Genomic DNA, 24,045 nt, shown 5'->3' with positions numbered 1-24,045 from the left:
CAGATGCACGGCCGAGCCGGGTTCCCCCTGCTCCGCCACCGCATCCTCCTCCAGCGATCACCACAAAGCGCTACCACCGATTACGGGACAGAGCCAGGAATTAGGTGTACGGGGTCTCGTTTGAGTGAGTCTGGGTTTCGACTCGGTTTCGTTCGTTTGGTCGTCGCCGGTTCGGCTCAGGTGCGTCCGGCGGTGACGCGGCCGTCGAAGGCCAGGTCGAAGGCGTTCAGCGCGGCCTTCCACTTGTTGGACCAGCGCACGCGTCCCTTCCCGGAGGGGTCGAGCGCGAGCGTCGCGAGGTAGAGACGTTTGAGGGCGGCCTGTTCGTTGGGGAAGTGGCCGGAGGCGTTGGCCGCGCGACGGTAGCGGGCGTTGATCGACTCGATCGCGTTGGTTGTGCAAATGATCGTGCGGATCTCGCGGTCGAACGCGAGGAACGGCACCATCTCGGCCCAACTGCGTTCCCACAACCGCACGATCGCCGGATACGTCGTCTCCCACGCGGCGGCGAAATCGGCAAGACGTTCGAGCGCGGCACTCTCGGTCGCCGCGGTGTAGACGGGCTTGAGGTCGCGTGAGACCGCGGACCAGTCCTTCTTCGACGCGTAGCGGAACGAGTTCCGCAGGAGGTGGACGATGCAGGTCTGGACCACGGTGGCGGGCCAGACCGACGCGACGGCGTCGGGCAGACCGGTCAGCCCGTCGCAGACCAGGACGCGGCAGTCCTTGACGCCCCGGTTCTTGAGTTCGCCCAGGACTTGGCCCCAGTACTTGGCACCCTCCCCGCCGTCGCCGACCCACAGCCCCAGGATGTCGCGGTATCCGTCGACGGTGACGCCCAGGGCCACGTAGATGGGGCGGTTGGCGACCTGGCCGTCGCGGATCCTCACGTGGATCGCGTCGACGAAGACCACCGGGTAGACCGGGTCGAGCGGGCGGGTGCGCCACTCGTTCATTCCGCCCAACACCTGGTCGGTGATGGTGGAGACGGTCTCCTTCGAGGTGGAGATGTCGTAGACCTCGGCCAGGTGCGCGACGATCTCGCCGCCGGTGAGGCCCTTCGCGGTCAACGAGATCACCATGTCGTCCAACGCCCCGGTCCGGCGGGCGTGGACGGGGACCAGACCCGGACGGAACGTCCCCGCCCGATCCCGCGGGATGTCGAGGGTGATCGGCCCGACCTCGGTGTTCACCGTCTTGCGGCGGGTGCCATTGCGGGCGTTCCCGCCCCGACGGACGCTCGCCCCGCCCGCCCGGGCCTGCTCGCCGGCGAGATGCTCGTCCATCTCCGCGTGGAGCGCGTCCTCCATCAGGTGCTTCGCAAGTGCCTGCAACAGGCCGCCCTCGCCGAGCAGGCGCACCCCGCCCGCCCTGGCCTGCTCGGCCGCCTTCTCCGCGAGCTCGGCCACCGCGGCCGTCAACGTAATGTCCACGCCCTGCCCGGTAGCCGGCACCGGCGGCCCCGAAACGGCCCCCACCACACTCGACCCGGTCGTCGTAATCGCCACGTCGGTCATCGCATACTCCCTTTGCTCAGGGTGTACACCGAGTCCTTGATAGTCCCGGTCGTGTCGACGGCCAGGGGGCACTCGTTGTCGGGAGAAGCGCCCTGGTACATCGACAACAGGTCCTTGTTGTCCCGTCCCCACGGGTTCGCACGGAACTGCATCAAAGGGATCCGCACTTCGTCGTTCGTCAGGTCCTCGATGGGGGGTGCAGAGGAGCGAGTTCGCCGGCGAACCATGCGGGCTGAGGCGGTCCCGGACACGTCACAGAGGCCCTGAGCCACCTGGGGAGTGCGGCTACTCGCGCCGGGGCCGATCATGCATCGGTGCCGGCGCTCGGGGCCGGGTGAGGCTGGTGGCCGTTGCGGGTCGTGATCGTCGGCCGGGCCGGAGCGGGTCGTCGCGGAGTTCGGTACCCGCGGACTGCTCGACGGCTACCGACGCCGGCAACGTCCTCACCCGGATCCGGGTGCTCACCACGAATCGGGCAAACGGGTCGAGCGCGCCGTCGACGTATTGGTGCCTGCCGGGCGCCATCCCTCTCGTCTCCCGTTCATCGGGGCCGGCCGGCTGCCAGACTGGGGCGGTGACTACGGCGAAATCGGCGGCATCGCAGGGGCTTCCGGCGTCGAGGCTGGGCAGGAAGTTCACGCTGCTGTGGTCGGCCTCGTCGGTCTCCGCCGTGGGTGACGGCATGCGGGACGCGGCCCTGCCCTTGTTGGCCGCCGCGGTGTCGTCGTCACCGAGCGCCGTGGCGTTGGTGACGGTGGCCGGAACGCTGCCCTGGCTGGTGATGTCCTTGGTGGGGGGTGTCCTGGCCGACCGGTTCGACCGGCGGCGCCTGATGTGGCAGGTCGACCTGGTGCGGGCCGTGGTGGTCCTGGGCTTCGCCGCGTGGGTGCTGGTCGCGAGCCCGCCGTTGGTGGTGCCGGTCCTGCTGGCCTTCGTGCTCGGATGCGGCGAGACGGTCTTCGTCAACGCGTCCACGTCCGCCCTGCCGGATGTGGTGCGGCCCGAGCAACTCGAGGCCGCCAACGGTCGTCTGGAGGGCGGTCTCATCGTCGGCGGACACTTCGTCGGCCCGCTGCTGGGCTCCGCCCTGTTCGTCGTCGGCGCGGGGTACCCGTTCGCCGTGGACGGCGTCTCCTTCGTCCTGGCCGCCGCGCTGGTGGCCGCGTTGGGTCGGTCGAGCGCGAGCACGCCCTCACCTCGTCGCCCGGTGGCTGCGGACATCCGCGAGGGCGTTCGCTGGACCTGGACGCACCGCGGGATCCGGCTGCTGGCCATCGTGGCCGCGGTGGCGTCGATGGCCTTCTATCTGGCGGTCACCATGCTGGTGCTGCTGTTGACGAAGACCCTGGGGGCGTCGCCCGTGGCGTACGGCATGGTGCTGGCCTCGGGTGCCGTCGGCGGAGCGTTGGCCGGCGTCACCTCGGGCCGGCTGCGCAACCGCCTCGGCCTGACGGCCAGAATCGGTCTGTCCTTCTTCCTGATGGGAGCCTCACTGCTGGGTCTGGGGGTCGGCTCCTCCGTCGCCTTGGCGGCCGTCCTGTACGCCTTGGCCAGTTTCGGTGTGGTGACCTGGAACGTGCAGGTGGTCTCCCTCAGGCAACGGGTCGTACCGCGTCGGCTTCTCGGTCGGGTCAACAGCTGCTACCTGTTGCTGAGCCGTCTGGGGATCTTGGTCGGCGCCGGGCTCAGCGGCTGGCTCGGTTCCGCGTTCTCCGTGCGCACCCCCGCCATTCTCGGCGGTGTCGTCCTGCTCGCGTCCCTCGTCGTGGTCCCCAGGTTGGCGAGTCTCGAGGCGGTTCGAAGCCGACCCGCCGGACTCGACGGCGCAGCCGATCCGGATCCGGATCCGGATCCGGTCGACGATCCGACGCTCCCCCGCTGACCGGGCACCGCTTTCCGCAAGGCCGGGCGCGACTCCACCGCACCCGTCTCGTCCGCGGTCACCGAACGACCGCGTACGCCTGTTGCCCACGCGGACTCGCCGCCGCCAGCACGCCGCCGTGCGAGTCCGGGCCCGTGGCACACACCTTGCCCAGGGTCATCGGCGCGACCGTCTGCACCTCGTGGCCGCGCCGGCGAAGCTCGGTCAGGACGGCCGGATCGAACCCGTCCTGCTCCACGACCGCGGCCAGCGGCCGCGCCCGACGGGGCGTGAACGAGCTCGGTACGTGATCGGTGTGGAAGGTCGCCGCTTCCACCGCCTGCTGGGGGCTCATGCCGAAGTCGACGTGGTTGACGAAGAAGTTCAGGGTCCACTGGTCCTGTTGGTCGCCCCCGGGCGTACCGAAGGCCAGGTAGGGCGCGCCGTCCCGGAGCGCCAAGGTCGGACTGAGCGTCGTACGGGGCCGTTTGCCGGGAGCGACGGAGTTGTTGTGCCCCTCGTCCAACCAGGCCATCTGGCCTCGGGTGCCCAGCGGAAATCCGAGACCGGGGACCACCGGGGAGCTCTTGAGCCACCCGCCACTGGGGGTGGCGACCACCATGTTGCCGTCGCGATCGGTCGCACTCACGCAGCACGTGTCGCCCTTCGCCGCCGTCCGCTGCAGGACGGTCGGGATGCCGTCGGCCAACTGCCGCAGCCAGTCCGGGTCGCCGGAGGAGGCGGACACGTCCAGTACCGGGGGAATCCACGGTTTCCGACCGTCGGGGGAGCCGGGGCGCAGGACATCGGACGCCTCGGATCCGATCAGGGTCCGGCGGGCCGCCGCGTAGACGGGGTCGAGGAGGCCGGCCAGCGGCACGTCGGCGTGCTCCGGGTCGCCGTACCACGCCTCCCGGTCCGCGAAGGCCAACTTGGCGGACTCGATCACGGTGTGCACGTGGTCCGCGCTCCCGAAGCCCATGGCGTTGATGTCGAAGCCCTCCAGCAGGGCCAGTTGCTGGAGGAAGACCGGGCCTTGGGACCAGGGACCCGCCTTGTGCACGCTGTGACCGCGGTAGTCGAGGGCCACGGTGGCCTCGACGGGTACCCGCCAGCCGGCCAGGTCGTCACCGGTGAGCAAGCCGCCGTTGTGCCGGCCGGTGGAGTCGATCGGCTCCTCGGTCGCCATGAACCGGTCGACGGCCTCGGCGACGAATCCCTCGTAGAAGGCCGAGATCGCGGCGTCCGCCTGTGCCTCGCGCGTTCGTCCGCCCGCCGTGGCCTCGGCGAGGATGCGGCGATACGTCCGGGCCAGCGCCGGATTGCGCATCCGGGCGCCGGGCGCGGGAGCCGCGCCGTGGTGCAGATAGGTACGGCCGGACTCGGTCCACTCGTCGCGGAAGAGCGGCGCCATCACCTCGATCATCGCGGCGGTTTTGGGCAGCAGCGGATATCCGTCCTCGGCGTAGCCGATCGCGGGCTCCAGCACGTCCTGTACCGTCAGCCGGCCGAAGTCGCGCAGCAGGCGCATCCAGGCGCCGAAGGCCCCGGGCACGGTGGCCGCCAGCAGTCCGGAGCCGGGTATCACCGCCAGCCCGCGCCGGCGAAACGCCTCGGGCGTCGCCTGCCGCGGCATCGGACCCTGTCCGCAGACGACCTGGGTGGATCCGGTCGCCGCGTCGTAGACCATGATCGGGACGTCTCCGCCGGGGCCGTTGAGATGCGGCTCCACCACCTGGATGACCAGGGCCGCGGCGGTGGCGGCGTCGAACGCGTTCCCGCCGCGGTCGAACATCGCCATGCCCGCCGCCGAAGCGAGCCAGTGCGTGGAGGAGACCGCGCACGCGGTGCCGTGCAGTTCCGGACGATGCAGCACGAGACGTCCTTCCGAGGGGTCGGTCAAGGGGATTCGACGGGGCCCGCGAGGTGTCCGCAGGCGACCGGTGTCACCCGGCCGGTCACGCTGCCTCGCACCACGAGGCCGTTCTCGACCGTCACCGTGCACTCGAGCAGTGCGGGGCGGCCCGCCTCGGCTCCCTGGCGGACCGTGTATCCGTGCTCGCCGTTCGTGGCGGGCAGTCGCCCGGCGACGATCAGCCACCCGCCCAGGGCCATGGCCACCGGTCCGCACGCGGGATCCTCGGGGATGCCGAAGCCGGGGGCGAACAACCGGGCCCGGGCGAGGCGATCGGCCGGGTCCCAGGTGAACAGGCACAGAGCCGGCAGCGCGATGTCGCGCATGTGCGCGTAGTCGGGTCGGGCCCGGGCGATCGCGCCGGCGCGGACCGGGAGCACCGCGAAGCCCCCGCCGAAGCCCGCCAGTCGCGGCCCGCCGTCGCCGTCCGCATCGGCGAGGTCCGCCTCGGTCAGCCCCACCGCGTCGAGCAGTGGTTGCCGATCCAGCGGCTCGCCGCGCACCGGCCCCGTCGCGTGCAGGGTGGCGCGGTCGGCCCGCGCCGCGAGCACCTGGCGTCCGGTGCCACATTCCTGCACCAGCCGGCCGGTGGGAACGCGGCCCAACCGAGCCAGCGTGGCGGCGGTCCCCACGCCGGAATGCGCGCCGTGCGGTGATTCGGCGTCCGGACCGAAGACGCGTACCCGGTACGACGCGTGGGGTGAGGTCGCGGGGAGGACGAAGGCGGTTTCCGCGGCGCCGAGTTCCGCCGCGACGCACTGCATCACGGCGGACGAGAGTCCCGTCGCGTCGGGGACCACGGCCAGGGCGCTACCCGTGAAGGGTCGGTCGGTGAACATGTTGACGAGCTCGTAGCCGATCATCGTGTGTCCGTCGACGTGAAGAGCTTGCCGGCGATCCGCTCCACGACCTCGGGGCTGCCCTGGTAGGGGAAGTCGGCTCGGGGCCAATGGACGACCAGGTCGGTGAAGCCGATGTCCGCGAACAGCCCGCAGGCGTCCTCGTAGGCGTCCACCGAATCGATCACGCCGGTGATCATCGCGCCGGTGACGACCAGGCGGCGCACCGTCGAGGGGTCGCGGCCGATGTCCGCGCACGCCGCGTGGAGGACTTGCGCCTGTGCGCGAAGGTTCGCGATCGCCGGTGCGTAGCCGCTTGGTTCACCCCAGCCGGGGTCGCCGGCCGTCACCCAGATGTCAGCGTGGCGAGCCGCCAGCCGGATGCCTCGGGGGCCGGTCGCGGCGATGGCCAGGGGCAGGCGCGGGCGCTGGACGCAGCCCGGCACCATGAAGGCGCCGTGGGCTTCGAACCAGGCACCCCGGTGGTCGGTCACCCGTCGGCGCAGCAGCAGGTCGGTCATTTCGACGAACTCCGCGAAACGGTCGTGGCGTTCGGCCGGGGACGGGGGTGTGTGGCCCAGCACCCGGTCGTCGTGGCCTCCGGCGCCGGCGCCGAGTCCGCAGATCAGCCGGCCGTCCGAGATGTCGTCGAGGGTCATCAATTCCTTGGCGAAGGTCACCGGGTGCCGGTAGGACGCGCCGGCGACCATCGTCCCGAGTCCGATCCGAGAGGTGGCCTCGGCCGCGGCCGCCAGCGTGGGGACGGCGCCGAACCAGGGCTTTTCGCGGAACCATCGCCACATCAGGTGGTCGTAGGTCCACGCGTGGTCGAAGCCGAGTTCCTCGGCGTGCGTCCACAGTCGCCGCGCGTGTAGCCAGCGCTGCTCGGGCAGCAGGATCACCCCGTGCCGCATGGTGCTCACGAGGCGGTCATCTCCTTGGCCACCCGGGCCGCGGAGAAGCCGGCGGCCAGACCGGCGACGCGAAAGAGCGAGGGGGTCAGATCCTCCTCGCACTCCACGATGTCGGGGTGTCGCATCTCCGCCAGTGTCTCGTCTCGGCTCTCGGGCGACCCCGGGTACAGGCCGTTCGTGGCGAGGTCCATCACGATGGCCTTGTTGCGCCGCAACAATTGCGCCAGGATCTCCTGCCGCGTGGTCGGCGCCCGCAGGGTCAGGAAGTAGCAGTCGAAGATCCCCTCCCACATGCGGGGCTGGTTGGCGTCGCGTTGCGCGACGGACTGCTGGAGCAGCGACCTGCCGCCTTCCACCAGCTTGGCCGCGACCCCCAGGTGGATGCGGTGGCTCAACTCGACCTGTCGGAACAGCCGTTCCCGCTCGGAGTCGACCACGGGTGGCAGTTTCCGGCCTCGGAACAGGCTTCGTACCGGCGGGTAGTCCGGCGCCCAGGTACCGCTGAAGGTGCTGTGCAGCCGATGCATGCTCGGTCGGATGTCCGCGTTGTAGATGGCGCTGTTGCACGAGCCCGTGTACAGCAGCATCCCGCAGTACGCCCGCACGTATTCCGTCACGGCGACCGAGGCGGCCTCGCGGTCCTTCGGGTTCGAGGACAGTCGCGACAGTTCGTCCGCCAGCAGGCGCCAGATCACGAAGGAGACGTGATGGCCGATGATCCAGCGAAACCAGAACAGTTGCCCCAGGCGGCTGTCGTCGACGGGTGGGGTGATCCCGAAGCCCTCCTTGGCCCGGGCCAGAAAGCCCAGGCACGCGTCGTCGAGGTCGGCTTCGTCGCGACTGCCGCCGTCGGGCGCGGCGCTGTTCGGCGCCGGCATCGTCAGCGGTTCCAGGCCGTAGGGGTAGTCGCCGAAGTCCCAGCCGTGGGTGCCGGGCAGGGAGAGTGCGGCGACGGCCGACGGGCGCCTCATGCGTTCTCCCCCACTGCTCCCCCGATGCAGGTGAACTCGAATTCCAGGCCGTTCACGTCGAGGCAGTAGAAACTTTGGGTGCCCTGCGCGTCGGTCACGATCTCGGTGGGTTGCTCCGGGTCGACGAACGCGTAGCGGTGCGAACCGGAGAGTTCCAACCAACGGCTGCGCCAGGTACGCAGTTCGGCGGGCGTTTCGACGCCCAGGCACACGTGTTGGAAACGAGGTGCGTCCGGCGCGGCCCGGCGCTCGGCGGGAGTGCCGCGTTCGAAGAGATGGAAGTGCGCGGCTCCGACGGCCAGTTCGGCCATCCGCACGACGCCGGGCAGGCGGGATACGGTCAGGTCCGAGAATATGTCCGTCGCCCAGGTCAGCCGGCCGCCGAAGAAGTCCTCGTACCATGAAATCGAGTTGTCGAGGTTGTCCGTCTGCACCGCGATGTGGTGCAGAACGGGCACCGATTCGAGATCGGGCATACGAATCCTCTCAGGTGGCCGGCGGCCTGCGTCGGCCCGGTTCCGACATCCCGCGTGGCTCAGAGCCTTTCGAGTTCGAAGATGACCTCGCCGACGGCGACGTCGATCGAATGTTTGCTCCTGAGCCGCCAACCGCCTTCCTCGAAAACGGATTCCCAGTCGCGCACGGTCGGAATGAAGGTGCCCATCATGTCGTGCGCGACCTCGAATCCCAGCGCGAAGATCGGCAGGTCACGGTCGGCGACTCCCTCGCTGCGGGTGGCGTCACCCAGCAGGAATCTGCGCGCCTGCGGGAACAGGGTGCGCAGCCGCCGAAGGTTTTCGATGCACCGTTGCCGGGGCCAGAAGTCGTGCCCCATCATGAAGCAGGTCAGGAGTTCGACCTCTTCGAACGCCGGAACCGGGGCCATCGTCAGCACGTCGGCCTGCACGAACGTCATCCGGTCGGCAAGGCCGGCCGCGGCCGCCGCGGCGGTTGCCATCCGGACGGCCGGCTGGGCGATGTCGATGCCCACGGCCCGGGTACCCGGATGGCGGCCGAGGAGTTGCATGAGCCGCTCGCCGCTGCCGCAGCCCAGGTCGGCGACGACGTGAAAGTCGAAGTCCAAGCCCTGCACCGTCTGCCAGAACCAGGGGTCGTAGCAGAACTCGCTGATCTCCCGGCACGCGAAGGCGATGGCGGCGCTGTCGCGCGGGCAGAAATTTCCCACCCGGTTCTCGGTACGTACGACCTCGGGCGCCCGCCGGAACAGATCGGCACTCCCCCTGGTGAGCCAGTGAAAGAACGATTTGTTTCGGTATGCCTCGGAGAAGTGGACGCCCGGTAATATCTTGAACTCTTCGCGCTCGACGATCTCGACCGCCGACAGTGCCCGAAAGAGGCCGAGAACGGAAACGGTGTCGAGTCCCCGTTCGGCCGCGAAACTCTGCACGTCGAGCATTCCCTGCGTGTGTAACTCGTCAAACATACCGAGTTCCCAGGCGGCACCGATGGCCGAAGCCGCCACCGCAGAATTGTATATGTGGGTTATCGCTCTTTCGCTGTCCCCCGGCGTCACATCCACCCCTCTCACGCAAAATGGTGAGAAACAAAAATTTACGACAGGCGACATTTAATATCCATGATCACGATCGGGTAACGCAAGTGACGTGCGTCACATCGGCGTCGTGTTGACAGGGCGACCGCACCGACGGCAGGTTCACCATGACCCACCTGGACGACCAGGGCCGCCGACCACTCGGCACGCCGGGACGGCGGCTTGAATTCATGTCACCCCGCCTGTCTTGCGGCCTCCCTGGATAGGGCTTGGCGCGACCGTCGGACCGGAATACGGCAGAATGACTGGAGTTCACGTTGTCCGATTCGTCAGCAGACATACACTTATCAGGAAATTCTTCCGTCTCGTCATATACCGAGTGGGATCCACTCGAAGAAGTGATTGTCGGGATAGTTGACGACGCCACGTTTCCCCCGTGGCACGCGTCACTGGAACCGGTCATCCCGGCGCACCAGCACGAGACCTTCCGCCGCCGCGGCGGGCAACCGTTTCCTGCGGAGCTGATCGCCGCGGCCCGCAAGGAACTCGACGAGTTCGTGCACATCCTCGAAGCCGAGGGGGTAACGGTCCGACGCCCCGAGCCGGTCGCGCAGCGCACGCCCTACGCCACGCGCGACTGGACCAGCACCGGTCTGTACGCGGCCATGCCGCGGGACTGCCTCCTGGTGGTGGGCGAGGACGTCATCGAGTGCCCGATGGCCTGGCGCTCCCGGTACTACGAGACCCTCGCCTACCGGCCGCTCCTGAAGGAGTACTTCCGGACCGGCGCCCGGTGGAGCGCCGGACCCAAGCCCGAACTCACCGACGCACAATACGACTTGACCTGGACCGAGCCGGCCGAGGGGATGCCGACCCGGCTGATCGTGACCGAGTTCGAGCCGACCTTCGACGCGGCCGACTTCCTGCGGCTCGGGCGCGACATCGTCGCGCAGAAGAGCAACGTCACGAACGAGTTCGGTATCGACTGGCTGCGCCGCCATCTCGGTGATCGATACCGGATCCACGTCCTCGAGTTCGACGACACGCACCCCATGCACATCGACGCCACGCTGGCCCCGCTGGCTCCCGGGAAGCTGCTCGTGCACCCCGAGCGGGTGTCGAAGGTACCCGCGATCTTCAAGGGCTGGGACGTGATGCGCGCCCCCCGGCCGGTGATTCCCGACAGTCACCCGCTCTACCTGACCAGCAAGTGGATCAACATGAACGTCCTGATGCTGGACGAGAACCGCGTCGTGGTCGAACGCGACGACGAGCCGATGATCTCCGCGATGAAGGAGTGGGGCTTCACCCCCATCCCGTGCAGCTTCCGCAACTTCAACAGTTTCGGTGGCTCCTTCCACTGCGCCACCCTCGACGTGCGACGCAGCGGCGGACTCGACTCCTATCTCGACCACCCCGGCTGACCCACCGCAGGGAGCACCTCGCCAAGCGTCGTCTCGATCTGGAGTGTGAGATGTCGGACCGCAGCGCCGGACGTATCGAGCTCATGGCAGGGCAGCGGGGCCTGTGGTACGCCCATCGATTCGACCCCGAGAGCCCGATCCTCAACGAGGGCGAGTATCTCGACATCGACGGCTCCCTCGACATCGGCCTGTTCGAGGAGGCATTGCGGCAGACCGTGTCCGAGGCGGAGACCCTGCGGCTGAGATTCTTCGAGGACGAGGACGGGCTCCGCCAGGAGGTCGACCCGGACCTCGAACATCGCCTGCACGTCGTCGACGTCAGCGCGGACCGGGACCCGCACCGGTCCGCGCTGGAGTGGATGAGTGCCGATCTGGCCCGCCCGCGCGACCTCGAACACGGGCCGCTCGTCACGTTCGCGCTCTTCAAGCTGCACGATCGGCGTTTCCACTGGTACCAGGGCTGCCACCACATCGTGAACGACGGATTCGGCTTTCCCCTGGTGGTCGCCCGCGTCGCCGAGCTCTACACCGCCCTGTTCGAGGGCGGCTCGGCCGACGGCGAACCCCTCGAGTCCGTGCAGGCCCTCGTCGACGCCGATGCGGCGTACCGCGCCTCCCCCGCGTTCGAGGAGGACCGCCGGTACTGGCTCGACCTGCTGGCGGACCGGCCCCGCCCGGTGTCCCTGGCCGGCGGGGCGGTGCAAGGACCGGCCCGCGCGCGCCGGCGCGAGACGAGGAACCTGGACCCCGCGGCGGCCGACCGACTCCGGTCCGCCTGCCGCGCCTTCGGAACCAACCTGGCCGGCCTCGCGGTCGCGGCCACCGCGCTCTTCGCCGCCCGGGCCACGGGCGAGACGGACGTGGTCATCGGCTTCGCCGTACCCGGCCGCGGCCCCGGCATCGAGCAGACGATTCCCGGAGTCATGGCCAACGTGGTCCCCATCCGCCTGTCGGTGCATCCCGAGACGACCTTGGCGGACCTGGTCGACCGAAGCCTTGTCCAGGTCCTGGAGGCGATGCGCCACCAGCGTTACCGCTACGAGGACATCCGCCACGACCTCGGCCTCGCCCCGGGGGAGGTGCCCTGGGCGGTCTCGCTGAACGTCATGCCGTTCGACTACCGAGTCACCCTCGCCGGCCGGCCCTTCGTCGCCCACAACCTCGCCACCGGGCCCTTCGAGGAGATCTCCCTGAACCTGTGGGACATCTCGCGCGACGGCAGCCTGCAACTGGCCGTCGACACCGACCCCGACCGGTTCGACGAGCGCACGCACGCCGGCTGCGCGCGCCTGCTCGACGAAGCGCTCGACCGCGTCGTCGACACGCCGGGCCACACCCCGGTGGGCCGAATCGACGTGCTGCCGGCCGCCGTTCGGCGGCTGCTCCTGACCCGGTGGAACCCCCCGTCCGCACCGCTCCCCCCGCGCACCCTGTCCGAACTGCTCGCCGAGCAGGCCCTGCGCACCCCGGAGCGGACCGCGCTGGTGTACGGGGACACCTCCTTGACGTATGCCGAACTCCGGGCCCGGGCGACGCGGCTGGCCCGCGTGCTCACCGAGCGGGACGTCGGACCCGAGCAGTTCGTGGCCGTACTGCTGCCCCGCTCCCCGGCGGGCGTGGTGGCCTTCCTGGCCATCCTCACCGCCGAAGGCGCCTACGTGCCGATCGATCCCGGGTACCCGCCGGAGCGCATCGCGTACATGCTCGACGACGCGCGACCGGCACTGGTGGTGACGACGGCGGACCTGGCGCGGAAACTTCCACCCGGCTGGACCGGACCACGGTGTCTGCTGGTGGACGAGGTCACCGGCGCCGCCGACCGGACGCCCCTCGCCGAGTCACGCGACGCACCCGCGCCCGACCTCCTCCCGACGCATCCGGCGTACGTGATCTACACCTCGGGGTCGACCGGACGTCCCAAGGGAGTGGTGATCGAACACCGGTCGATCGCCCGGTACGTGGCCCACGCCGTCCAGGCGTACGGCGTGGGCGAGCAGGACCGTGTCCTGGCGGCGTACGCCTTCACCTTCGACGGTTCCATGCTCGAACTGTGGGTCTCCCTGGCCGCCGGGGCGCAGATCGTGCTGGCCGACGACGACCAACGGCTCGACGCCGAAGCCCTGCAACGGCTGATGGCCGCCCACCGGGTCACCGTCGCGCATCTGTCCCCGGCCCTGATGCATCTGCTGCGGCCCGACGAACTGCCCGCGCTGCGCACGGTGTCCGCCGGTGGCGAGCGCGTGCCGGCAACGCTCGTGGACCAGTGGGCCGCGGACGGACGAGAGTTCTGGAACGGATACGGACCCACCGAGACCACCGTCGACGCCGCGCAGAAGCTGTGTGTCGCGCCCTCCGACGGCCGATCGCCGCCCATCGGCCCACCGGTCGCCCACGCCGCGGCGTACGTGCTGGACGCCGGTCTGCACCTGCTGCCCCCGGGCGCCGTCGGCGAGCTCTACGTCGCCGGACCCGGCCTGGCCCGGGGCTATCTGCGGCGCCCCGGCCTCACCGCCGAGCGCTTCGTCCCGAACCCCTTCGGTGCGCCCGGATCGCGGATGTACCGTACCGGGGACCTGGTGCGCTGGACGTCGGACGGCGATCTGGACTTCGTCGGGCGGGCGGACCGCCAGGTCAAGATCCGCGGCTTCCGGATCGAGCCGGGCGAGGTGCAGGCCGCCCTGGCCCGGTGCGCCGGCGTCGCCGCCGCGCTCGCCGTGGTGCGCGAGGACCCCGGCACCGACAAGCGCCTGGTCGGCTACCTGGTGCCCGCAGCGGGAGCGGGGCCGGACATCGCCGCGATCCGTGCGCAGGTGGCCGGCTTCCTGCCCGACTACATGGTGCCCGCCGCCTTCGTCGTGCTGGACGCGCTGCCGTTGACCACCGCGGGAAAGGTGGACGAGCGCGCCCTGCCCGCACCCTCCCGCCAGGCCCCGAGCGGCGGACGCGAGCCGGGCACACCCGCGGAGAAGGCGCTGTGCGCGATCTTCGCCCAGGTGTTGGACCTGACCTCGGTCGGCGTCGACGACAGCTTCTTCGCACTGGGCGGCCACTCCCTGTCGGCGACGCGCCTGCTCACCCGGATCCGGACCGTGCTCGGCAGGGAGACGGGCATTCGAACCGTGTACGAGGCACCGACCGTCGCGGCCCTGGCCGCCCGGCTCGGCACGGCCGGCCCGGCCCGGCCCGCACTGGTCCCGGCGGTGCGGCCCGACCGGATCCCGCTGTCGTTCGCCCAGTCCCGACTGTGGTTCCTTCGACAATTCCAGGGGCCGGTCGCCACGTACAACGAGGGCATGGGGCTGCGTCTGCTCGGTGCCTTGGACGTCGCCGCCCTGCGCGCCGCGCTGCGCGACCTGGTGGGCCGGCACGAGGTGCTGCGCACCGTGTTCCCGGCCGACGACGGCCATCCGTATCAGCACGTGCTCTCCGCCGACTCGGTCGACCTCGACCTGCCCGTGGTGCCGATCGACCCGGCCGACCTGGCACAGGACCTGGCCCGGGCCACCCGGCGGGCGTTCGACCTGGAGTCGGAGATCCCGCTGCGCGCGCGGTTGGTCGCCCTGTCGCCCAGTGAACACGTCCTGTTGCTGGTGATGCACCACATCGCCGGCGACGCCTGGTCGTTGCGTCCGCTGTTGGCTGATCTGGGCCGGGCATACACCGAGCGCGCCGCAGGACGGGACCCCGGCTGGGCGCCGCTCCCGGTCCAGTACGCCGACTACACCCTGTGGCAGCGGAACCGGCTCGGCTCGGCGGCGGATCCGGACAGTGTCCACGCCGGACAACTGGCCTACTGGCGGCGGGCCCTGGCCGAGCTGCCGCAGGAGATCAGCCTCCCGTCAGACCGGCCCAGGCCCGCCCTGCCCTCCTACGCGGGCGACTCGGTTCCGCTGGAGATCCCGGCGCACGTGCACCTGGGGCTGGTGAACCTGGCCCGGGCACACGACGCGAGCACGTTCATGGTGCTCCAGGCCGTGCTGGCCGTGCTGCTGTCCAAACTCGGAGCCGGCGACGACGTCCCCATCGGTGCGCCGGTGGCCGGACGTCTGGACGACGCGCTGGAGGAACTGGTGGGGTTCTTCACCAACACCCTCGTGGTGCGTACGGACCTGTCGGGAGATCCGACCTTCACCGAGTTGCTCGCCCGGGTGCGGGAAACCTGCCTGGACGCCTACGCCCACCAGGACGTCCCCTTCGAACTGCTGGTCGGCGACCTGGCGGTGGAGCGTTCCCTGGCCCGGCATCCCCTGTTCCAGGTAGCGCTCGTGCTGCGCAACACGCGCTCGGGCGAACTGGTGCTGCCCGGCATCGAGGTGCACCCCGAGTCGGTGTGGACCGGCATGTCCCCGTTCGACCTGGTGGTGGAGTTCGACGACGAGTCCGCCGGGTCGCAGGGCCCCACCGGACTGAGCGGCGCCCTGCTCTTCGGCACCGACCTGTTCGACCGGAGCACCGCGTCGTCCATCGCGGACCGGCTGCGGTGCCTGCTCGCCCAGGTGGTGAGCGAGCCCACCCGCCGGATCGGCGCGTTCGAACTGTGGGCGCCCGGCGAGCGCGAGCGGGTGGTGCGGGACTGGAACGACACGGATCACCCGGTCGTCGCGACCACGCTGCCGGCCCTGTTCGAGTCCCGGGTCGAGCAGGGCCCCGAGCGCATGGCGGTCACCGCGCCCGACGGGAGCATGACGTACCGCGAGTTCAACGCCCGCGTGAACCGGCTGGCGAGGCTGCTGGTGGCCGCCGGGGTGGGGCCCGAATCCGTGGTCGCCCTGGCCGTGCCGCGCTCGCTCGACCTGGTGGCGGCGGTGTGGGCGGTGCTCAAGGCGGGTGCGGCGTACCTGCCGCTGGATCCGCAGTATCCGGCCGAGCGGATCGCCTTCCTCCTCGACGACGTCCGGCCGGCCCTGCTGCTGACCACCATGCGCACGAGTGGCGAACTGCCGCCCGGCGTCCCGCGCCTGCTCCTGGACGAGCCGCGGACCGGCGCCGCGGCGGCCGCCGAGTCGGCCGACGACCTGCGCGACGACGAACGGACCGGGCCGTTGTCGGCGCTGCACCCGGCGTATGTGATCCACACGTCCGGCTCGACCGGCAGGCCCAAGGGCGTCACCATGGGTACGGGTGCGATGGTGAACCTGGTGCAGGCGCACGCCCGGTGGGTCCGGCGGGAGCGGACGGGCATCGGCGGTCCGGTGGCGCAGTTCGCGGCGATCAGCTTCGACGTCTCGGCCTGGGAGATCATCGAGACCCTCACCTCCGGCAGGCACCTGGTCGTCCCCGACGACGAGGTCCGGCGCGACCCGGCGGCGTTCACCAGATGGCTGGACAAGCACGAGGTGGAGCAGTTCTGCGCGCCGAACGTGATGGTGGAGGCGGTGTGCGAGGCGGCCCCGGCCCAGGGGTTGGCGCTGCCGGCACTGCGCGACATCGGACAGGGCGGCGAGGTGCTGCGACTGACCCCCGGGGTCCGGGAGTTCCTGTCCGCGCGGCCGAAGGTGCGGCTGCACAATCTCTACGGCCCCACCGAGACGCATCTGGTGACCGCCTTCTCGCTGCCGGCGGACCTGACGCACTGGCAGTCCTCGACCGCGCCGTTGGGAACGCCGATCTGGAACACCCGGATGTACGTGCTGGATCGAACCCTGCGGCCGGTTCCGCCGGGGGTGACCGGTGAGTTGTACATCGCCGGCGCGGCCCTGGCCCGCGGGTACTGGAATCGTCCCGGCCTGACCGCCGACCGGTTCGTGCCGAACCCCTTCGACGGCCCCGGCGAGCGCATGTACCGCACCGGCGACCTGGTGCGCTGGTCCGGCGACGGTCGGCTGGACTATGTGGGCCGCGTCGACGAGCAGGTCAAGGTGCGCGGGTTTCGGATCGAGCCCGGAGAGGTGGAAGCGGTGCTCGGCCGGCACCCGGACGTCGACCGGGTCGCGGTCGTCGTGCGCGAGGACCAGGCGGGAGAGAAGCGGCTGGTCGCCTACGTCGTGCCGGCCGCGGGCACCCGTCCGGACCCGGTCGCGCTGCGCCGCTTCGTGGCCGAGTCGGTGCCGGACTTCCTGGTGCCCACCGCGGTGCTGATCCTGGCCGACCTGCCGCTGACCGTGAGCGGCAAGGTCCATCGCCGGGCGCTGCCCGCCCCGGACTTCGCGCAGTTCGCCTCGACCCGGGCACCGGCTACACCGGAAGAGGAGGCCCTGTGTGCGCTGTTCGCGGACGTACTGCGACTGGAGCGGGTCGGACCGGACGACTCCTTCTTCGACTTCGGCGGTCATTCGCTCCTGGCCACCCGACTGACGAGCCGGATCAGGACCGTGCTGGGCATCGACGTCGCGGTGGGCGCGGTGTTCGAGGCGCCGACGCCGGCGGCGCTGGCCGCCCGGGTCAAGGGCACGAAACGTTCGCGCCGGCCGGCGTTGCGGCGGATGCCCCGCCCGGGGCCCGCGGCCGAAGAACGGAGCGACGGCTCGTGATCCACTCGGACCGCACCCACCTGGGGTACCGCCGATGATTCCGCTGTCGTACGCGCAACACCGGATCTGGTTCCTCAACAAGCTGGACGACGGGACGGGCTACCGCATCCCGTTGGTGTACCGACTCGTCGGGGAGCCGGACGTGGCGGCGCTGCGGGCCGCGTTCACCGATGTCCTGGCCAGACACGAGAGCCTGCGCACGGTCTTTCCCGAGTCCGACGGCGCCCCCCGCCAAGTGGTCCTGGAGGACTCCGCGGCCTGGCCCGTCCTGGCGGTCGAACGAATTCGGCCGCCGGAACTGCCCGGGGTCCTTCGAGCCGCGGGAGCGCACGTCTTCGACCTCACCACCGAAGCGCCCGTGCGGTTCACCCTGCTCTCGCTTCGACCGGACGAGCACGTCCTGCTGATCCTCCTGCACCACATAGCGGCGGACGGCTGGTCGCGAGAACCACTCCTGCGCGACCTGGCGACCGCCTATGGGGCGCGGTGCGCGGGGCGGGCGCCGGGCTGGGATCCGCTGCCGGTCCAGTACATCGACTACACCCTGTGGCAGCGTGAACTGCTCGGCGACGAGGCTGATCCGAACAGTCTGATCAGCGAGCAACTGGCCTACTGGCGCGGCGCCTTGGCCGGCATCCCGGAGAATCTGTCGCTGCCCCTGGACCGGCGTCGGCCGGCCGCGGCCTCCCATCGCGGCGAGACGATCCCGATGCTGATCGCACCGCGAACGCACCTGGCCCTGATCGAGCTGGCCAGACAGGAGCGGGTCAGTCTCTTCATGGTGTTGCAGGCCGGGCTCGCCGCCCTGTTGACCCGGCTGGGCGCCGGCACCGACATCCCCATCGGCTCGGCCGTCGCCGGCCGGTCCGACGAGGCGATGGACGATCTGGTGGGGATGTGCGTCAACACGCTGGTGCTGCGCACCGACACCGGCGGCAATCCGTCGTTCCGGCAACTCCTGGCCCGGGTACGGGAGACGGACCTGGCGGCGTACGCACGTCAGGACGTGCCGTTCGAACGGCTCGTCGACGTGCTCTCCCCCTCCCGTTCGGCGGCGTGGAACCCGCTGTTCCAGGTCATGCTCGTCCTGGAGGACCGCACCACGAACCTCCCGTACCTCCCGGGCCTGCCCGCCACCGAGGAACCGATCGACAACCCGGACTCGAAAGTCGACCTGTCACTCCACCTCCGGGAGCGACAGACCGGCGACGGCAGCCCCGACGGCCTGGAAGGCGGCCTGGAGTTCGCCCGCGATCTGTTCGACTCGATCACCGCCGAACACATGGTCGAACGACTGGAGTCGGTGCTCGCGGCCATGGCTGCGGACCCGGACCGCTCCATCGGCGACGTGGAGATTCTCCGGCCCGGTGAGCGCGGCGCCCTCCTCGGCGCGTGCCGCCCGGCCCCGGCTCGAACCCGGGAGCAGTTGCTCCCCGGGCTCTTCGAGGCGCAGGTGGCGCGTACTCCGGAGGCGACGGCACTGATCGCCGGGCAGGCACGGACGACCTACCGGGCACTGAACGCGCGGGCCGACCGGCTGGCCCGATGGCTGACCGGCCGGGGTATCGGCGCCGAGGACATCGTGGCGCTGCTGCTGCCCCGCTCCATCGACGCGGTCGTCGCCATGCTCGCCGTGCTCAAGGCCGGCGCCGCGTACCTGCCGGTGGACCCGGATTACCCGGCCGCCCGGATCGCCTTCATGCTCACGGACTCGGCGCCCACGCTGCTCATCACCACGGGGAGCGCGGCCGGCCCGGCCGGGGCGGGCACCGTCCCCGTTCTGGACATCTCCGCCTGGCGGCACGAGGCGGCGGATACGCCGCCCGAAGCAGGACCGACCCGCAGCGCGCGGGCCGGTGTGCCGCACGAGGCGAACGCCGCCTATGTGATCTACACCTCCGGTTCCACCGGCCGCCCCAAGGGCGTGGTGGTGGAGCACCGTTCCCTGGCCGCCTACGTGGAACAGGCACGGGCGGCGTATCCGAGCGCGGCCGGGTCGAGCCTGGTCCATACCTCGCTGTCCTTCGACCTGACGGTGACCGCCCTGTACACCCCGCTGGTGAGCGGCGGGCACGTGCGGTTGGACGACTTGGCCGGGCCCCACACCGGCCCGCACCGCCACTCCCTCTTGGACGTCACGCCGAGCCATCTCGACCTGATGGCGGCGATGCCGGTGGATCCCTCGCCGACCCGATGCCTGCTGATCGGCGGTGAGGCGTTGCGCGGGGAGTCGCTGGCCGGGTGGCGGGAGCAACACCCGGACGTCGTGGTCCACAACGTCTACGGCCCCACCGAGGCGACCGTGGACTGTGCCCGGTTCCGGCTCGACCCGGGCGAGCCCACACCGCCCGGACCGGTTCCCATCGGCCGCCCCCACGACGGCCTGAGCATGTACGTCCTGGACGAGCGGCTGCGCCCGGTGCCGAGCGGCGTCGCGGGCGAACTGTACGTGGCGGGTCCGGCCCTCGCGCGAGGCTATCTGGGCCGGTTCGCGCTGACGGCCGAGCGTTTCGTGGCGGATCCGTTCGGCCGGGCCGGTACCCGGATGTATCGCACCGGTGATCTGGTCCGCCTGCGCTCCGACGGCGAACTCGAATACGTCGGGCGGGCGGACCACCAGATCAAATTGCGCGGCCACCGCATCGAGCCGGGCGAAGTGGAGGCCGCGCTGCTGGCCCTGCCCGGGATCTCCCGGTGCGCGGTCGTGGTCCACGAGCGTTCTTCCGACGACAGACGCCTGATCGGGTATGTCGTCCCGACCGGTCCGGTCGCGAGCGTGAGCCCGGCAGCCGTCCGGGCGGCCCTCGCCGACGCACTGCCCGCGCCGATGGTCCCCTCGGCCGTCGTGGTCCTTGCCCAACTGCCGGTCACGCCACACGGCAAGCTCGACCGCGCCGCTCTTCCGCTGCCGGAGACCGACGCAGCGGTCGGTGACCGGCGGGCGCCGCGTACCCCGGCGGAGGCGTCGCTGTGCCAGGTGTTCGCCGAGGTGATCGGCGTCGACACGGTCGGCATCGACGACGGATTCTTCGAGTTGGGCGGGCACTCGCTGCTCATGCCGCGGTTGCTCACCCGGGCCAAGGAGGCCCTGGGGCTGGAACTGACCCTGAAGCAGTTGTTCGTGCGACCCACCGTGGCGCAGCTGCTCCGGGACCAGCCCGCGACGGCGGACCTGCTCGGCCCGCTGATCCGCCTACGCGGCGGAACGGGTCTGCCGCTGTGGTGCATCCATCCGGGGAGTGGCCTGGGCTGGAGTTACGCGGGCCTGCTGCCGTACATTCCGGCCCGACACCCGGTGTACGCCCTCCAGGCGCGCGGCCTCGACGGCTCCACCGCCCTGGCCGGCAGTTTCTCCGAGCTCGTCCGGGACTACTGCGCGCGGATCGTCGACATGCAACCGAACGGGCCGTATCTGCTTGTCGGTTGGTCCTTCGGCGGAGCCGCGGCCCATGCCGTCGCGGTCCGACTGCGCGCGTCGGGGCATGCGGTCGCTCTGCTCGCCGCCATCGACGCCTGGCCGGCGGGCGCCCGTACCGATCGCGACACCGAAGAGCCCTCCGACGTCCGGCTGGTGGCCTTCGACGGCGGGGAGGCGATGGCGGCCCTGGACGAGGAGTCGGTGGCCGCGCTGCTGCGGGCCACCGGCAACAACATCCGCCTCCTGCAGGATCCGGGGATCGTCCCGGAGTTCTTCGACGGCTCGCTGCTGCTCTTCGAGGCCGCGCCCGGCGGCCGAGAAACGCAGGCCGGGCAACGGTGGCGGTCCTGCATCGGCGGGGACATCGCGGTGGTGCCGGTGGACAGCGAGCACCTGCGGATGATGCGCCCCGCGGCGGTGCGCGTGATCGGACCGGTCCTCGCCCGGGCGTTGCGATCGACGATGCCCCTGTCGCCGGCGATCAAGGAGCGGATCTGACATGTGCGGCATCACCGGGTCCATGGTCCTGCACAACGCTCGACCGACGACGGCCGAGGTACTGGAGCGGATGAGCGATACGTTGACGCACCGCGGCCCGGACGCGGCGGGCACCCTGATCCAGGACGGCGTGGCGCTGGCCTGCCGCCGGCTGAGTCTGGTCGACCTCGCCGGCGGCGGGCAGCCGATGTCCAACGAGGACGGCAGCGTCACGATGGTGTGCAACGGCGAGATCTTCAACCACGTCGAGCTGCGTGCCCTGTTGCTCGCCCGGGGCCACCGATTCGGGTCGTCCTGCGACGTCGAGGTGATCCTGCACCTCTACGAGGACGAGGGGCCCGAGCTGTTGGCCCGACTCAACGGCCAGTTCGCGTTCGCGATCCACGACCGGCGCAGGCGACAGCTCTTCCTCGCGCGCGACCACGCCGGGATCGCTCCCCTGTACTACACGGACACCGGCGGGCACTTCGTCTTCGGATCGGAGATCAAGTCGATCCTGGAACACCCCGGCGTACCGCGCGACGTGGACCTCACCGGTCTGGACCAGGTCCTCACCTTCCCCGGGCTGGTGAGTCCGCGCACCATGTTCCGCGGCATCGAGAGCGTGCGCAACGGCCACTACCTGATCGTGCGGGACGGTGTCGTCACCGACCGGTGCTACTGGGCCCTGGACTACCCCCGCGACGACGTCGCGCACCGGCCCGACGAGTTCTACCCGGAACACCTGCGTGAACTGCTCACCCGGGCCGTTCGGCTCCGGATGCGAGCCGACGTCGAGGTCGGTTTCTATCTCAGCGGCGGCCTCGACTCCTCGCTGATCGGCGCGCTGGCGTCGCAATCGGGACCCCCCGCCCACTCCTTCTCCATCACCTTCCCCGACGCGGCCATCGACGAGTCCGGGTATCAGCGCCTGATGGCGACCAAGGTGGGGTCCGTGCACCACGAGGCGGTCTTCACGGAGCAGGACACCGTCGCCGAACTCCAGCGCATGGTGCGCCATGCCGAGTGCCCGGTGAAGGAGACCTACAACACCTGCTCGCTGGTCCTGTCGGCGCTCGCGCGAGAACACGGCGTCAAGGCGATCCTGACCGGCGAGGGGGCCGACGAACTCTTCGGCGGGTATCCCGGGTACCGGTTCGACGCGGGCGGGCGCGGCCCGGTGGTGTCGGGCGATCCCCTGGAGGACGCCTTCGAGGACGACCTTCGCGCCCGGCTGTGGGGCGACCCGGAGCTCTTCTACGAGCGCCGGTACCACGCGTGGCGGGACGCGAAGCTCGAGCTCTACTCCGAGCAGGCCCGGGCCGCCTTCGAGGAGTTCGACTGTCTGCACCACCCGGTCGTCGACCACGAGCGCCTGGTGGGCAGGCCGCGGCTCAGTCAGCGCTCCTATCTGGACTTCACCCTGCGGCTGTCGGACCACCTGTTGACCGACCACGGGGACCGGATGGCCCTGGCCAATTCCGTGGAGGCCCGCTACCCGTTCCTCGACCGCGCCGTGCTCGATTTCGCCACGCGGATTCCCAACCGGCTCAAGGTGGGCACGCGGGGCGAGAAGCTCGTGCTGAAACAGGCCGCAGAGGGACTGGTCCCGCCGGAGATCATCCGCCGGGAGAAGTACGGGTTCCGCGCGCCCGCGAGCCCTCGGCTGCTCCGGCGCAACGTCGAATGGGTCGACGACCTGCTGTCCCCGGCGCGCATCGCCCGTCAGGGCTACTTCGATCCGGCGGTCGTGGAGCAGTTGCGCTCGCGCAGCCTGGACGCGGGCTTCGACCTGCATCCGCACCTGGACGACGATCTGTTGCTGGTCGTCCTGACGTTCGGAATTCTGCTGGACACCTTCAACCTTCCCGGTCACGTGTGAACGCGGGTCGAGCAAAGGAAACCGCAATGGCGTTCGAACCGATCCAGTCGCTTGTCGCCCGCGCGATCGACCGCTTCCCCGACCGAGTCGCCGTACAGACCGCGCACGGCTCGCTGCGCTATCGCGAACTGGACCAACGCGTCGACGCCGTCGCGGCCGAGCTGTACCGGTGCGGAGCACGCGGCGCCTCCGTCGTCGCGGTCCTCGCCGGCGACCGGGCCGAGCTGACCGCGGCCCTGCTCGCCGTCCTGCGGCTGGGCGGTGTGGTGGTCCCCCTCGACGTGGGCACCCGGCCGGATCGGCTGGGCTGGATGCTGCGCGAGGCGGACCCCGATCTCCTGGTCGTCGGCGCCGACGACGGCGACCTCGCGGAGGAGGTGCGCGACACGTGCGACCGGGCCACCCTGGTCGATCTCGGCACGGTCAAGGACCGACCCGGGAACGACTACCCGCCCCACGTGCCGGCGCCGGACGATCCCTGCTACCTGTTCTTCACCTCCGGCTCCACCGGCCGACCCAAGGGGATCCTCGGCCGGCTGAGCGCGGTGGACCACTACATCCGCTGGGAGGCGGAGCTGCTCGGCGCCGGTCCCCAATGGCGGGTGGGCCAGCTGATCTCGCCCGCGTTCGACGCCGTGCTGCGCGACCTGCTCCTGCCGTTGAGCGTGGGCGCGACGGTATGCGTGCCGGCCGAGGACGTCCGGCTCGACCCGGTCGCCCTGTGCCGGTGGCTGGACCGGGAACGGATCGATCTGATCCACTGCGTGCCCTCGGTCCTTCGCGCCCTGGCGGGCGCGATACAAACCGTGCAGATACGTATAATACAACTATTAAAACAACTGAA

At 70.6% G+C, this 24,045-nt stretch carries 14 protein-coding genes; 6 read left to right on the top strand and 8 right to left on the bottom strand.

What is annotated here, in order from left to right:
- Positions 1-176 precede the first annotated feature (176 nt).
- Positions 177-1,454, bottom strand: coding sequence for an IS256 family transposase (locus tag ABZ374_RS45730; protein ID WP_360324077.1), 1,278 nt, complete (start codon positions 1,452-1,454; stop codon positions 177-179).
- 59 nt (positions 1,455-1,513) lie between these two features.
- Positions 1,514-1,669 carry a hypothetical protein gene (locus tag ABZ374_RS45725; protein ID WP_360324073.1) on the bottom strand — a complete coding sequence of 52 codons (156 nt, stop codon included), beginning with the start codon at positions 1,667-1,669 and terminating at the stop codon, positions 1,514-1,516.
- A 422-nt stretch (positions 1,670-2,091) separates the two neighbouring features.
- Between ABZ374_RS45725 and ABZ374_RS45720 the strand changes: the two genes are divergently transcribed.
- Positions 2,092-3,399 carry an MFS transporter gene (locus ABZ374_RS45720; RefSeq protein WP_360324071.1) on the top strand — a complete coding sequence of 436 codons (1,308 nt, stop codon included), beginning with the start codon at positions 2,092-2,094 and terminating at the stop codon, positions 3,397-3,399.
- 58 nt (positions 3,400-3,457) lie between these two features.
- Here ABZ374_RS45720 and ABZ374_RS45715 read toward each other — a convergent pair whose 3' ends face one another.
- From ABZ374_RS45715 to ABZ374_RS45690, 6 genes are read right to left on the bottom strand one after another with little or no spacing between them, the layout of a single operon-like run.
- The gene (locus ABZ374_RS45715) at positions 3,458-5,254 is read right to left on the bottom strand and encodes a gamma-glutamyltransferase family protein (RefSeq protein WP_360324069.1); all 1,797 of its coding nucleotides are present in this window, start codon (positions 5,252-5,254) and stop codon (positions 3,458-3,460) included.
- Between the two features lie 23 nt (positions 5,255-5,277).
- A complete protein-coding gene (locus ABZ374_RS45710) occupies positions 5,278-6,156 on the bottom strand; it encodes a PhzF family phenazine biosynthesis protein (protein WP_360324067.1) in 879 nt (292 codons plus the stop codon).
- Positions 6,153-7,046, bottom strand: a complete 894-nt coding sequence (locus ABZ374_RS45705; protein WP_360324075.1) for an LLM class flavin-dependent oxidoreductase — start codon at positions 7,044-7,046, stop codon at positions 6,153-6,155. Before ABZ374_RS45705 ends, ABZ374_RS45710 begins: the two co-directional genes overlap by 4 nt.
- A gap of 5 nt (positions 7,047-7,051) precedes the next feature.
- Positions 7,052-8,017 carry a hypothetical protein gene (locus ABZ374_RS45700; protein ID WP_360324065.1) on the bottom strand — a complete coding sequence of 322 codons (966 nt, stop codon included), beginning with the start codon at positions 8,015-8,017 and terminating at the stop codon, positions 7,052-7,054.
- Complete coding sequence (locus ABZ374_RS45695; protein WP_360324063.1) at positions 8,014-8,493, bottom strand: VOC family protein; 480 nt, start codon at positions 8,491-8,493, stop codon at positions 8,014-8,016. Before ABZ374_RS45695 ends, ABZ374_RS45700 begins: the two co-directional genes overlap by 4 nt.
- A gap of 59 nt (positions 8,494-8,552) precedes the next feature.
- On the bottom strand, positions 8,553-9,500 hold the full coding sequence (locus ABZ374_RS45690; protein ID WP_360324061.1) for a class I SAM-dependent methyltransferase: 948 nt from the start codon (positions 9,498-9,500) through the stop codon (positions 8,553-8,555).
- A gap of 428 nt (positions 9,501-9,928) precedes the next feature.
- Here ABZ374_RS45690 and ABZ374_RS45685 point away from each other — a divergent pair, with 428 nt between their 5' ends.
- The 5 genes from ABZ374_RS45685 to ABZ374_RS45665 all read left to right on the top strand — a co-directional run.
- The gene (locus tag ABZ374_RS45685) at positions 9,929-10,954 is read left to right on the top strand and encodes an amidinotransferase (RefSeq protein WP_360324059.1); all 1,026 of its coding nucleotides are present in this window, start codon (positions 9,929-9,931) and stop codon (positions 10,952-10,954) included.
- Positions 10,955-11,004: 50 nt separating this feature from the next.
- Positions 11,005-17,424, top strand: a complete 6,420-nt coding sequence (locus ABZ374_RS45680; protein ID WP_360324057.1) for an amino acid adenylation domain-containing protein — start codon at positions 11,005-11,007, stop codon at positions 17,422-17,424.
- Between the two features lie 34 nt (positions 17,425-17,458).
- Positions 17,459-21,340: an amino acid adenylation domain-containing protein gene (locus tag ABZ374_RS45675; protein ID WP_360324055.1), complete on the top strand. Its 3,882-nt coding sequence runs from the start codon at positions 17,459-17,461 to the stop codon at positions 21,338-21,340.
- A 1-nt stretch (position 21,341) separates the two neighbouring features.
- The gene (asnB, locus tag ABZ374_RS45670) at positions 21,342-23,201 is read left to right on the top strand and encodes an asparagine synthase (glutamine-hydrolyzing) (RefSeq protein ID WP_360324053.1); all 1,860 of its coding nucleotides are present in this window, start codon (positions 21,342-21,344) and stop codon (positions 23,199-23,201) included.
- Positions 23,202-23,227: 26 nt separating this feature from the next.
- Positions 23,228-24,045 (top strand): AMP-binding protein (locus ABZ374_RS45665; RefSeq protein ID WP_360324051.1); only part of this gene is annotated, 818 nt, incomplete at its 3' end.

The organism is Embleya sp. NPDC005971 (genome assembly GCF_040629175.1).
GTDB lineage: Bacteria > Actinomycetota > Actinomycetes > Streptomycetales > Streptomycetaceae > Embleya.
This window is presented reverse-complemented; position numbering and strand designations above follow the sequence as displayed.

Coding starts and splice junctions, on each gene's coding strand:
- ABZ374_RS45725 (WP_360324073.1), bottom strand. CDS start 1,669: ATGCAGTTCCGTGCGAACCCGTGGGGACGGGACAACAAGGACCTGTTG.
- ABZ374_RS45710 (WP_360324067.1), bottom strand. CDS start 6,156: ATGATCGGCTACGAGCTCGTCAACATGTTCACCGACCGACCCTTCACG.
- ABZ374_RS45705 (WP_360324075.1), bottom strand. CDS start 7,046: ATGCGGCACGGGGTGATCCTGCTGCCCGAGCAGCGCTGGCTACACGCG.
- ABZ374_RS45700 (WP_360324065.1), bottom strand. CDS start 8,017: ATGAGGCGCCCGTCGGCCGTCGCCGCACTCTCCCTGCCCGGCACCCAC.
- ABZ374_RS45695 (WP_360324063.1), bottom strand. CDS start 8,493: ATGCCCGATCTCGAATCGGTGCCCGTTCTGCACCACATCGCGGTGCAG.
- ABZ374_RS45680 (WP_360324057.1), top strand. CDS start 11,005: ATGTCGGACCGCAGCGCCGGACGTATCGAGCTCATGGCAGGGCAGCGG.
- ABZ374_RS45675 (WP_360324055.1), top strand. CDS start 17,459: ATGATTCCGCTGTCGTACGCGCAACACCGGATCTGGTTCCTCAACAAG.
- asnB (WP_360324053.1), top strand. CDS start 21,342: ATGTGCGGCATCACCGGGTCCATGGTCCTGCACAACGCTCGACCGACG.